This is a genomic window from Pseudomonas donghuensis (assembly GCF_000259195.1).
In the GTDB taxonomy this organism is placed as follows: Bacteria; Pseudomonadota; Gammaproteobacteria; order Pseudomonadales; family Pseudomonadaceae; genus Aquipseudomonas; species Aquipseudomonas donghuensis.
The window spans coordinates 28,709-40,724 of sequence record NZ_JH650779.1 but is presented as its reverse complement, the minus strand read 5'-3'; the positions used below and the strand labels follow the sequence as shown (position 1 = coordinate 40,724).

Annotated in this window: 12 protein-coding genes; all 12 read right to left on the bottom strand. The window is 63.5% G+C overall.

Annotation, left to right across the window (positions count from 1 at the left end):
- Positions 1–212 (bottom strand): hypothetical protein (locus UW3_RS29895; RefSeq protein ID WP_010226004.1); only part of this gene is annotated, 212 nt, incomplete at its 3' end.
- 53 nt (positions 213–265) lie between these two features.
- Positions 266–1,000 carry a Crp/Fnr family transcriptional regulator FnrA gene (gene fnrA / locus UW3_RS0122955; RefSeq protein ID WP_010226003.1) on the bottom strand — a complete coding sequence of 245 codons (735 nt, stop codon included), beginning with the start codon at positions 998–1,000 and terminating at the stop codon, positions 266–268.
- 118 nt (positions 1,001–1,118) lie between these two features.
- Positions 1,119–2,501, bottom strand: coding sequence for an oxygen-independent coproporphyrinogen III oxidase (gene hemN / locus UW3_RS0122950; protein ID WP_010226002.1), 1,383 nt, complete (start codon positions 2,499–2,501; stop codon positions 1,119–1,121).
- Positions 2,502–2,584: 83 nt separating this feature from the next.
- Positions 2,585–3,268, bottom strand: coding sequence for a sulfite exporter TauE/SafE family protein (locus UW3_RS0122945; RefSeq protein ID WP_010226000.1), 684 nt, complete (start codon positions 3,266–3,268; stop codon positions 2,585–2,587).
- Complete coding sequence (ccoS, locus tag UW3_RS0122940; protein WP_010225999.1) at positions 3,261–3,473, bottom strand: cbb3-type cytochrome oxidase assembly protein CcoS; 213 nt, start codon at positions 3,471–3,473, stop codon at positions 3,261–3,263. Before ccoS ends, UW3_RS0122945 begins: the two co-directional genes overlap by 8 nt.
- 12 nt (positions 3,474–3,485) lie before the next feature.
- Positions 3,486–5,939 carry a heavy metal translocating P-type ATPase gene (locus UW3_RS0122935; RefSeq protein WP_010225996.1) on the bottom strand — a complete coding sequence of 818 codons (2,454 nt, stop codon included), beginning with the start codon at positions 5,937–5,939 and terminating at the stop codon, positions 3,486–3,488.
- Positions 5,940–6,041: 102 nt separating this feature from the next.
- Positions 6,042–6,581: a FixH family protein gene (locus UW3_RS0122930; protein WP_010225995.1), complete on the bottom strand. Its 540-nt coding sequence runs from the start codon at positions 6,579–6,581 to the stop codon at positions 6,042–6,044.
- Between the two features lie 12 nt (positions 6,582–6,593).
- Positions 6,594–8,009 (bottom strand): cytochrome c oxidase accessory protein CcoG, encoded by a 1,416-nt coding sequence (gene ccoG, locus UW3_RS0122925; RefSeq protein WP_010225994.1) that lies wholly within the window; start codon positions 8,007–8,009, stop codon positions 6,594–6,596.
- A 342-nt stretch (positions 8,010–8,351) separates the two neighbouring features.
- Entirely contained in the window at positions 8,352–9,332 is a 981-nt protein-coding gene (gene ccoP / locus UW3_RS0122920) for a cytochrome-c oxidase, cbb3-type subunit III (RefSeq protein WP_010225993.1), read from the bottom strand.
- Positions 9,329–9,526 carry a CcoQ/FixQ family Cbb3-type cytochrome c oxidase assembly chaperone gene (locus UW3_RS0122915; protein ID WP_010225992.1) on the bottom strand — a complete coding sequence of 66 codons (198 nt, stop codon included), beginning with the start codon at positions 9,524–9,526 and terminating at the stop codon, positions 9,329–9,331. The genes ccoP and UW3_RS0122915 overlap by 4 nt, the downstream gene beginning before the upstream one ends.
- A gap of 5 nt (positions 9,527–9,531) precedes the next feature.
- The gene (gene ccoO, locus UW3_RS0122910) at positions 9,532–10,140 is read right to left on the bottom strand and encodes a cytochrome-c oxidase, cbb3-type subunit II (protein ID WP_010225991.1); all 609 of its coding nucleotides are present in this window, start codon (positions 10,138–10,140) and stop codon (positions 9,532–9,534) included.
- Positions 10,140–11,582 carry a cytochrome-c oxidase, cbb3-type subunit I gene (ccoN, locus tag UW3_RS0122905; RefSeq protein WP_010225990.1) on the bottom strand — a complete coding sequence of 481 codons (1,443 nt, stop codon included), beginning with the start codon at positions 11,580–11,582 and terminating at the stop codon, positions 10,140–10,142. The genes ccoO and ccoN overlap by 1 nt, the downstream gene beginning before the upstream one ends.
- Positions 11,583–12,016: the final 434 nt, after the last annotated feature.

Below are 12,016 nucleotides of genomic sequence, written 5' to 3'. Positions count from 1 at the left end.
ATGAGGGAGCCGATCAGAAAGCCCCGCGCATCCATGGCGCCGATATGGCTGAAGTCGGTTTCGACGTAGCGTTCGATAAAGGCATCGGCGACATGGCGCAGGCCCCGCGGCGACTGGAACAGCGGGGTGATGTCGCGAAAGATCACGCCAGGCTTGGGGAAGTCCGGTACCGGACGGATCAGGGCTTTGAGGTCGAAGGCGGCGCTGGGCATGAGGCGGGTATCCTGAAAAACAATGCCCGCCAGTATACCCGTTATCCGCAGAGTCAGCTTTCCAGCGAGCCACCGGCCAGGGCGCACAGCTGGATCGGGTCGAGGATATGGATTTCCTTGCCTTCGGCCTGGATCAGGCCGTTTTGTTGGAAGCGCGTGAACACCCGCGAGACGGTCTCGACCGCCAGGCCCAGGTAGTTGCCGATCTCGTTGCGCGACATGCTCAGGCGGAACTGGTTGGCCGAGTAGCCACGGGCACGGAAGCGCGCCGAGAGGTTGACCAGGAAGGTGGCGATGCGCTCGTCGGCGGTCTTTTTCGACAGCAACAGCATCATCTGCTGGTCGTCGCGGATTTCGCGGCTCATCACCCGCATCAACTGACGGCGCAACTGTGGCAGTTGCACCGACAGCTCATCCAGGCGTTCGAAGGGGATTTCGCAGACCGACGTGGTTTCCTGGGCCTGGGCCGAGACCGGGTAGGCTTCGGTGTCCATGCCCGACAGGCCGACCAGTTCGCTGGGCAGGTGGAAGCCAGTGATCTGCTCTTCGCCACTGTCGCTCAGGCTGAAGGTTTTCAGGGCGCCGGAGCGCACCGCGTAGACCGAGCCGAAATTGTCGCCCTGGCGGAACAGAAACTCGCCTTTTTTCAGCGGACGCCCGCGTTTGACGATTTCATCCAGTGCATCCATGTCTTCCAAGTTCAGCGACAAGGGCAGGCACAGAGGCGCCAGGCTGCAATCCTTGCAATGGGCCTGGTTGTGGGGGCGCAGTTTGACTGGCTCGGACATTTCTTCAATCCTTGTGGGAAAGCACACATAAGCCGTAAGGGTAACCCAGGCTAGGGTGTTTCGGCCAGCTTGGACGATTGTGCCGAGGCCAGGCAGGATAGGAGTGCGACAAAAAACCTCAGATAACCCGGGAGAAACGTTGGCGGTTATGCAGGTCCAGGTAGGCATCGAACACCATGCACACCGAGCGCACCAGCAGCCGTCCGGCGGGCAGCACCTTGATGCTGTCGTTGCCCAGCTCGATCAGGCCATCCTCGTGCATGGCCTGCAGGGCGGGCCACTGGTCGTTGAAGTAGCCGCGAAAGTCGATGGTGAAATCCCGCTCGATGGTCGCGAAGTCCAGTTCGAAATGGCAGATCAATTGCTGGATCACCGCCCGGCGCAGGCGGTCATCTTCGCTGCAGATCAAGCCGCGGCTGGTGGCCAGTTGAGCGGTGGACAAAGTGTCCTGGTAGGTGTTGAGGTCGCTGCTGTTCTGGCAGTACAAGTCGCCGATCTGGCTGATGGCCGAGACCCCCAGGCCAATCAGGTCGCAATGCCCGTGGGTGGTGTAGCCCTGGAAGTTGCGCTGCAGGGTCGACTCTTCCTGGGCAATCGCCAGTTCGTCATCGGGCAGGGCGAAGTGGTCCATGCCGATGTACACGTAACCAGCGGCGGTCAGTTGCTCGATGGTGTTGTGGAGCATTTCCAGCTTTGCCGCCGGGGCCGGCAAATCGGCGCTGTCGATACGCCGCTGGGGCATGAAGCGCTCCGGCAAGTGGGCGTAGTTGAACACCGAAAGGCGGTCCGGTTGCAGCTTGATCACTTCTTCGACGGTACGGGCAAAACCTTCCGGGGTCTGCTTGGGCAGGCCGTAGATCAGATCGAGGTTGATCGAGCGAAACTGCAGGGTGCGCGCCGCTTCGATGATCGCCCGGGTCTGCTCCAGGCTCTGCAGGCGGTTGATCGCCCGTTGCACCAGCGGGTCAAGGTCTTGCACGCCGAGGCTGACGCGGTTGAAACCCAGTTCGCGGAGCAGGCCCATGGTCGACCAGTCGGCCTCGCGCGGGTCGATCTCGATGCCGTAGTCGCCAGAGTCGTCCTCCAGCAGGTTGAAATGCTGGCGCAGGTGGGCCATCAACTGGCGCAGCTCGACGTGGCTGAGGAAGGTCGGGGTACCGCCGCCAAAGTGCAGTTGCTCGACGGTCTGCTTGGGGTCCAGGTGGCAGGCGATCAGCTGGATTTCTTGTTCCAGGCGTTGCAGGTAGGGCGCGGCGCGGCCACGGTCCTTGGTGATGACCTTGTTGCAGGCGCAGTAGTAGCAGATGTTGGCGCAGAACGGCACATGCACATAGATCGACAGCGGGCGTACGGCGCGACGGCTGTCACGCAGGGCGTGCAGCAGGTCGAAGGAGCCGACTTCGCTGTGCAATTGCACCGCGGTCGGGTAGGAGGTGTAGCGTGGGCCGGCCAGGTCGTAGCGGCGAATCAGGTCGGAGTCCCAACGAAGAACGTCGAGCATGCGGGCAGTCCCCAGAAAAAGCAGCAGTGTCCGGAGTCTAGGGAGCGCGGGGCAAACCCGTGTTGATTTGTATCAACGCCGCTTCAGTGGCCCATCAGCCAGTGCTGGTGCGGCCCTGGCAGGGTCCACAGGCCAAACAGCATCACCAGCACACCGCCGGCGATGCGCACACCGCGCTGGCGCAGCAGGGCGCTGGTGCGTTCGGCGGCAAGACCGGTGGCAAGCAGTACCGGCCAGGTGCCAAGGCCGAAGGCCAGCATCAGCAGCGCGCTGTCGGCGGCATTGCCCTGGCTCGCCGCCCAGAGCAGGGTGCTGTATACCAGCCCGCATGGCAGCCAGCCCCACAGGGCGCCAAGCAGTAGCGCGCGTGGCAGGCTGGAGACCGGTAGCAGGCGGTTGGCCACGGGCTGGATATGCCGCCACAAGCCCCGACCCAGGCCTTCGATGCGGGTCAAGCCGCTCCACCAGCCGGCCAGGTACAGGCCCATGCTGATCAGCAACAGTGCGGCCAGGACGCGCATGGCCGTCGCCACCGGGCTGTTGGCCACGGCCCAGCCAGCCAGGCCCAGCAACAGGCCGGCCAGGGCGTAACTGAGGATGCGCCCCAGGTTGTAGGCCAGCAGCAGGCGAAAACGACGGCTGCGTTGTTCCTTGGGAATGGCCAGGGTCAGCGCGCCCATCAGGCCGCCGCACATGCCCAGGCAGTGACCGCCGCCGAGCAGGCCGAGGATCAGAGCCGAGCTGAGCAGGGGTAGAAGTTCAGTCACGAGGCGGCGTACCGTCGTCGGGTTTCTTGCCGTCGGCCTCGTCCATCGCGGCCTGGTGCTGCGGGTCCTGGTCGTCGAACAGGATGCTGTGGGCCGGGCCGTCGAGGTCATCGTACTGGCCGCTGTCCACCGCCCAGAAGAAGATGTAGATGGCGATGGCGACGATCAGCAGGGCGGCCGGGATCATGATGTAAAGCGCGGGCATGGAGGCTCCTGGTCAGGCCGTCGCGGGATGCGTGGCAATGGCTGGCGCATGGCTGGCCGGCAAGCCGCTGGCGCGGGTCAGGCGCAGGGCATTGAGGACCACGATCAGCGAACTGACCGACATGCCGACCGCCGCCCAGATTGGCGTGATCCAGCCCAGCGCGGCAAACGGCAGCATGACGCCATTATACGCCGTGGCCCACAGCAGGTTCTCGATAATGATCCGCCGGGTGCGGCGGGCCAGGCTGAAGGCCTGGACCAGGGCGTCCAGGCGGTTGGACAGCAGCACGGCGTCGGCGCTGGTTTTCGCCAGGTCGGTGGCCGAACCCATGGCGATACTGATATCGGCGGCGGCCAGCACGGGCACATCGTTGACCCCGTCGCCGAGCATCAGCACCTTGCGCCCTTGCTGCTGCAAGGCCTTGAGTTTGTCCAGCTTGTCGTCCGGGCGCAGGCCGCCGATGGCCTGGTCGATCTGCAGTTCGGCGGCCACGCTGTGGACCATCGGCGAGCTGTCGCCGGACAACAGCAGGGTGTGCCAGCCACGGGCACGGCAGGCGGCCAGCAGGTCGGCGGCGTCGCTGCGCAGGCGGTCGTCGAGGACGAACCAGGCCAGTGGGCCTCGCTGGTCACCGAGCAGCAACCATTGCCCGGCTTCGTCCGGCATCGCCGGAGCGGTGGTGCCACTGAGGGCGCAGACGAAACCCGCTTCGCCGATGCGCAGTTGCTGTTGGCCAACCTTGCCTTCCAGGCCGAGGCCGGGCATTGCCTGGACCTCGTCGGCGGCCTGGCTGGCGCGGCCAAACGCGCGGGCGATGGGGTGCTCGGAGCGGTTCTCGAGGGCCGCGGCGAGCATCAGGCAGCGGTCGGCATCGGTATCGCTCAAGGGGCGAATCGCCCGCAGGGTCAGGCGGCCTTCGGTGAGGGTGCCGGTCTTGTCGAAGATTACCGTGTCGATCTGGTTCAGGCCTTCCAGCACATGGCCGCGGGTCAGCAGCAGGCCGAGCTTGTGCAGGGTGCCGGTGGCGGCGGTCAGCGCGGTCGGGGTGGCCAGCGACAGGGCGCAGGGGCAGGTGGCAACCAGCATGGCCAGGACGATCCAGAACGCCCGCGCCGGGTCGAGCTGCCACCACAGCAGGCCGATGGCGGCCGAGGCGATCAGAGTGAACAGCAAAAACCATTGCGAGGCGCGGTCGGCGATTTCCGCCAGGCGCGGTTTTTCCGACTGCGCCCGCTCCAGCAGGCGGACGATGGCCGACAGGCGGGTGTCCTGGCCCAGGGCCTGGACCTCGACGGTCAGCGCGCTTTCGACGTTCAGGGTGCCGGCGGTGACCGCGTCGCCGGCGCTGCGCGGTTGTGGCAGGTATTCGCCGGTCAGCAGCGATTCGTCGATGCTCGACTGGCCGCTGACAATACGCCCGTCGGCGGGGATCACATGACCGGGCTGGATCAGCACGCAGTCCTTCAGGCGCAGCTCGCTGAGCAGGATCCGCTCGCTCTGCCCGGCCGCGCCCAGGCGCAGGCACGAGGCCGGCAGCAGGTTGACCAGTTGCGCGGTGGCGGCGGCCGTGCGTTCGCGGGCGCGGCGTTCAAGGTAGCGCCCGGCCAGCAGGAAGAGGGCAAACATGCCCACGGCGTCGAAGTACAGCTCGCCACTGCCGGTGATTGCGGTCCAGATCCCGGCGCCGTAGGCCAGGCCGATGGCCAGCGATACCGAGACGTCCATGGTCAGGTGGCGGGTGCGCAAGTCGCGGGCGGCACCCCGAAAGAACGGCGCGCAGCTGTAGAACACGATCGGCGTGGTGAGGAACATCGCTACCCAGCGCAGGATGGTGTGCAGCTCGGGGCTCAGGTCGATGTTGAATTCCGGCCAGGTGGCCATGGTCGCCATCATCGCCTGGAACCACAACAACCCGGCGACGCCCAGCTGGCGCAGCGCGGTGCGGTTTTCACTGGCCAGTTGTTCGGCGGCGCGATCGGCCTGGTAGGGGTGAGCGGCGTAGCCGATATGGCGTAACTCGGCGAGCAGCTTGGACAGCGGCAACTGGCTGTCGGCCCAGCTGACCTGCAGGCGGTGGTTGGACAGGTTCAGCCGCGCCTCGGCCACCGCCGGCAGGTTGCGCAGATGTTTCTCGATCAGCCAGCCACAGGCCGCGCAGCTGATGCCTTCGATCAGCAGGGTGGTTTCGGCCAGCTCGCCACTGTGGCGCACGAAGGGCTTTTGCACATCGGCGCGGTCGTACAGGGCCAGTTCGTCGACCAGTTGCTGGGGCAGGGCGTCGGGGTTGGCGCTGGCTTCACTGCGGTGCTGGTAATAGCTTTCCAGGTTGCCGGCGACGATGGCTTCGGCCACTGCCTGGCAGCCAGGGCAGCAGAACGCCCGTGGCTGGCCGAGCACCTGGGCGGTGAAGTGGCTGCCGGCAGGCACGGGCAGGGCGCAGTGGTAGCAGGGCGTGGGGCTGGTCATGGTAGTCGTCGCAGGTTTTTAGGGTGGCCGCATCGCTGGCAAGCCAGCTCCCACAGGGATAGTGCAACCTGTGGGAGCTGGCTTGCCAGCGATAGGGGCGACTCATTTCTCGAGGTGTTCAGCCCCTTGCAGCGCCTCGTCCCCGAGTACCAGGGTCTTGTCGTGGGCGACTTCTTCTTCCTCGAACAGGCGCCAGACATGCTGGTCCTGGCTGCCCAGCAGCTCGACGAAACGACGGCCTTCGACCTTGTCGCTGAGTTGGCCAAGGTAACGGGCGGCTTCGCTGTCGGTGCGGGTCAGGGCGATCTTGCGGTCCTTTTGCGGCTGGGTCGGCGAGATCAGGTTCAGCTCCAGGGTCTGCGGCTGGCTGTTGCCGGTCAGGCGCACGTCGACTTCGCCGGTCAGCTCATCCAGGTGCACGCTGGCCTTGAGGTTGAGGGTCTGGGCCAGCAGCTCGCGGTCCAGCGAGCGGTTGATGCCTTTGCCGGCCTCGTAGTAGTTATCGTTGACCAGGTTGTCCGGGTTGTTCACCGCAATGGTCACCATGGTCAGGCTGAGGGTCACCGAGGTGGCCAGTACACCGATGATGATCCACGGCCAGAGGTGCTTGTACCAGGGGCTAGCGGCAGTTGCAGAAGGCATGGGCTCAGTCTCTTATCGAATTTGCGGGCCGATGAAGCGGCTCTTGGCTTCAACCTGGGTGGCGCTGTCGTCAGCGTCCTTGAGGGTGAAGATGACTTCGTTGGTGGTCGACGGCAGTTGTTCCGGCGCCATCGACAGTTGTACCGGCAGGCTGACAATGTCGCCGGCAGCGACGCGGATTTCCCGTGCGCCTTCAAGCTTGAGGTCGGGCAGGCCGCCAGCGTCGAGCACGTAGACGTGATCGCGCTGGTCCTTGTTCATGACCTTCAGGCTGTAGACGTTCTCGATCCGCCCCTGGGCGTTCTCGCGGTACAGCACGCGGTCCTTGCTGACGTCGAAACCGACCAGCGAGCGCATGACGAAGGCGCTGGCAAGCAGGCCGATCATGGTCAGCAACACGACGGCATAGCCGATCAGGCGCGGGCGCACCATGTGGGTCTTCTGCCCTGAGAGGTTGTGCTCGGTTGTGTAGCTGATCAGGCCTTTGGGGTAGTTCATCTTGTCCATGATGGTGTCGCAGGCATCGATGCAGGCGGCGCAGCCGATGCACTCGATCTGCAGGCCGTCGCGGATGTCGATGCCGGTCGGGCACACCTGAACGCACATGGTGCAGTCGATGCAGTCGCCCAGGCCCTTGGCCTTGTAGTCCAGGTCTTTCTTGCGCGGGCCGCGGGTTTCGCCGCGGCGCGGGTCGTAGGAAACGATCAGGGTGTCCTTGTCGAACATCACGCTCTGGAAGCGCGCATAGGGGCACATGTACACGCATACCTGCTCGCGCAGCCAGCCGGCGTTGCCGTAGGTGGCCAGGGTGAAGAAACCAACCCAGAAGTACGCCCAGCCGTCGGCCTGGCCGGTAAAGAACTCAATCACCAGCTCGCGGATCGGCGAGAAGTAGCCGACAAAGGTCATGCCGGTGACAAAGCCGATGCTCAGCCACAGGCTGTGCTTGGCCAGCTTGCGCAGAAACTTGTTGCCGCTCATCGGCGCCTTGTCGAGTTTCATGCGTTGGTTGCGGTCACCTTCGGTGACTTTCTCGCACCACATGAAGATCCAGGTCCACACACTTTGCGGGCAGGTATAGCCGCACCATACGCGGCCGGCGTACACGGTGATAAAGAACAGGCCGAAGGCGGCGACGATCAACAACCCCGAGAGCAGGATGAAATCCTGAGGCCAGATGGTGGTGCCGAAAATGTAGAACTTGCGCTCCGGCAGGTTCCACCACACGGCCTGGTGGCCACTCCAGTTCAGCCACACCGTACCGAAGTACAGCAGGAACAGGACGGCGCCGCCGACCATGCGCAGGTTACGGAACACGCCGGTGAAGGCGCGGGTGTAGATCTTTTCACGCGAGGCGTAGAGGTCGACGCTGCTGTTGTCTTTACTGGCAGGCGGGGTGACGTCATGTACCGGAATCTGCTTGCTCATCATTGAGTCCCACGGCAGTGGAGAAGTGCCGCGGCCAGTACCTGCCGGCCGCAGTCGGAAGCTTGCTGCTCTAGGGCGCATGATACGCCTGTCCTGCGGGTAGGGGGGAGGGGTGCGACTTTTGGCCGCGTTGGGGAATTGCGGGTAATAGTGTATTGGCCCGTGTCAATTGACATGGGTCATGCACAGGCGTGATCCGCACGGGCTCATCGCTGGCAAGCCGCCTCCACAGGGGCGCGCGAGTCCTTTCGTGGGAGCCGGCTTGCCGGCGATCGAGCGCATAGCGCTCGAAAAAAAGCCCCGCCAGTCTGCACTGACGGGGCCTTTTGCTACACTCGCGAATTACTTCGCTTCAGCAGTCTTCTCAGGCTGGTGCGACAGGCTGTAGACATAGGCAGCCAGCAGGTGGACCTTGTCGTTGCCCTGGATCGCTTCCTGGGCAGGCATCTGGCCCTGGCGGCCGTAACGGATGGTCTGCTGCAGTTGAGCGAAGCTCGAACCATAGATGAACGCGGTCGGGTGGGTCAGGTTTGGCGCACCCATGGCCGGGGTGCCCTTGCCTTCAGGGCCGTGGCAGGCCACGCAGTTGGTGGCAAACAGCTTCTGGCCGTTGGCTGGATCGGCCTTGGCGTCCTTGGGCAGGCTGCGGCCATCGAGGTTGGTCAGCACGTACGCGGCCACGTCGGCAACGCCTTGCTCGCCAATCACTTCGGCCCAGGCCGGCATCACCCCGTGACGACCACCCATGATGGTGGCCTTGATGGTTTCCGGTTCGCCGCCCCAGCGCCAGTCGTTGTCGGTGAGGTTGGGGAAGCCGTAGGAGCCCTTGGCGTCCGAGCCGTGGCACACCGCGCAGTTGGAGGCGAACAGACGGCCGCCCATCTTCAGCGCTTGCGGGTCCTTGGCGACTTCCTCGATAGGCATCGAGGCGAATTTGGCGAAGATCGGCCCGAACTTGGCGTCCGAGCGGGCCATTTCCTTCTCCCACTCGTGCACGCCGGTCCAGCCGGCCTGGCCGTTGGCGAACTCGGTTTTCTTGTCGTTGTCCAGGTACTGGTAGCCCGGCAGCAGGCCTTTCCAGTTACCCAGGCCGGGGTACAGCACCAGGTAGCCCAGGGCAAAAACGATGGTGCCGACGAACAGCATGAACCACCACTTGGGCAGCGGGTTGTCGTATTCCTCGATGCCGTCGTAGGCGTGGCCCACGGTTTCTTCGGTGGTTTCGCTGCGCTGGCCCTTGCGGGTGGACAGCAGCAGCCAGGTCAGGGCGAAGATGGTGCCCAGACTCAAAACGGTGACGTACAGACTCCAGAAGGTAGTCATTCGTTGTTACTCCTAGACGCTTTCGCTTGCGCTTGCTCGACGTGCTTGCTGGCTTCGGGATCATCCGCGAAGGGCAGCATGGTCGCTTCGTCGAACTCGGACTTGCGCCGAGAACTGAACACCCACAACGCCAGGCCGATAAAGGCCACCATCACCACGACGGTGCCCAGGCCACGAATCATCCCGATATCCATCAATGTCACCGTTTGCTTTTGATGATGGTGCCCAGGCCTTGCAGGTAGGCAACCAGGGCGTCCATTTCAGTCTTGCCCTTGACCGCGTCGCGGGCACCGGCGATGTCTTCATCGGTGTACGGCGTGCCGAGGGTGCGCAAGACTTCCATCTTCTTCACCGTATCCTTGCCGTCGAGCTTGTTCTCCACCAGCCATGGGTAGGCCGGCATCTTCGACTCGGGCACGACGTTGCGCGGGTTGTACAGGTGAGCACGGTGCCAGTCGTCGGAGTAACGGCCGCCAACGCGGGCCAGGTCCGGGCCGGTACGCTTGGAACCCCACAGGAACGGGTGATCCCAGACGCTTTCACCGGCGACCGAGTAGTGGCCGTAGCGTTCGGGTTCGGCGCGGAACGGACGGATCATCTGCGAGTGGCACTGCACGCAGCCTTCGCGGATGTAGATGTCGCGGCCTTCGAGCTCCAGCGCGGTACGCGGCTTCATGCCCTCGACCGGCTTGTTGGTGACGTCCTGGAAGAACAGCGGGACGATCTGGGTCAGGCCGCCGATGCTCACGGCGATGACCATGAAGAAGGCCAGCAGGCCGATATTCTTCTCGACTACTTCATGCTTCATCAGTGAGCTCCAACTACAGCGATCTGAGCGGCGGCTTCAGCTTCGGCCGGCTTCGAGGCGCGTACGGTACGGAAAACGTTGTACGCCATCAGCAGCATGCCGGAGGCGAAGAACGCACCGCCCAGGGCGCGGACGATAAAGCCCGGATGGCTGGCTTGCAGGGCTTCGACGAAGGAGTAGGTGAGGGTGCCGTCGTCGTTGATTGCACGCCACATCAGGCCCTGGGTGATGCCGTTGACCCACATCGAGGAGATGTACAGCACGGTACCGATGGTCGCCAGCCAGAAGTGCGCGTTGATCAGGCCGGTGCTGTGCATCTGCTCGCGGCCGTAGACCTTCGGAATCATGTGGTACAGGGCGCCGATCGAGATCATCGCGACCCAGCCCAGGGCGCCGGCGTGGACGTGGCCCACGGTCCAGTCGGTGTAGTGCGACAGCGAGTTGACGGTCTTGATCGCCATCATCGGACCTTCGAAGGTCGACATGCCGTAGAAGGCCAGGGAGACCACCAGGAAGCGCAGGATCGGGTCGGTGCGCAGCTTATGCCAGGCGCCCGAGAGGGTCATCATGCCGTTGATCATGCCGCCCCAGCTTGGCGCCAGGAGGATGATCGACATGGCCATGCCCAGCGACTGCGCCCAGTCCGGCAGGGCGGTGTAGTGCAGGTGGTGGGGACCTGCCCAGATGTACAGGGTGATCAGTGCCCAGAAGTGCACGATCGACAGGCGATAGGAGTAGATCGGACGCTCGGCCTGTTTTGGCACGAAGTAGTACATCATGCCCAGGAAGCCGGTGGTCAGGAAGAAGCCCACGGCGTTGTGGCCGTACCACCACTGGATCATTGCGTCGGTGGCACCCGAATAAGCCGAGTAGGACTTGAACAGGCTGACCGGCAAGGAGGCGTGGTTGACGATGTGCAGCATCGCGGTGACGACGATGAAGGCGCCGTAGAACCAGTTGCCCACATAGATGTGCTTGGTCTTGCGCTTGACGATGGTACCGAAGAACACCACACCGTAGGTGACCCAGACAATGGCCAGCAAAACGGCGATCGGCCATTCCAGCTCGGCGTATTCCTTGGTCGTGGTGTAGCCCAGCGGCAAGGTAATGAGCGCACCGACGATCACCGCTTGCCAACCCCAGAAGGTGAAGGCCGCGAGGCTGTCGGAAATCAGTCGCGTCTGGCAGGTTCGCTGCACGACATAGTAGGAAGTGGCAAACAGTGCACAACCACCGAAGGCGAAGATCACCAGGTTGGTGTGCAGCGGGCGAAGGCGTCCGAAGCTCGTCCACGGCAGGTCCAGGTTAAGCTGGGGCCAGACCAGTTGCGAGGCGATGAAGACACCAAGCCCCATGCCAAGGATCCCCCAGACCACCGTCATGATGGCGAACTGGCGGACGACCTTATAGTTATAAGCAGTCGGACTGATTGCTGTGCTCATTCTAAGGTTCCACGGTTTGGGTGTTTTTATAGGGTAAAAATCGGCGCAAGTATGTATAAACCGTGTGGTTATTGCAACGCGATGGCGCCCGCGCCGATCCTTGCCAACGCCTGCCCCACAGCGGTTTCGAGCCTTTTCGGCGGGAAAATTGTACACAATTAATTAATTGATATGTGTACCAAAATTTGATTTTTCGTCTAAGGCAAAGGCTTCTGCCGAACGCTTGCTCAGTGCCGTTGATCACTCGCACATCGGCGCTTGAGTCGGCCCCATCAGCCTTTGCGCAGAACCGCTGACGAAAAATGCCCCAAAAAGGTGCAAGCGCGCCGGCTGTTTCAGTCGCTGTGGCAACAAGCTTAGTTGTGATCGAGGGGGGTGCAAGGCGGGGGCTGGGCGGGGTGCGACACTTGGTCGCAAGGGGCGAAGGGAACCGC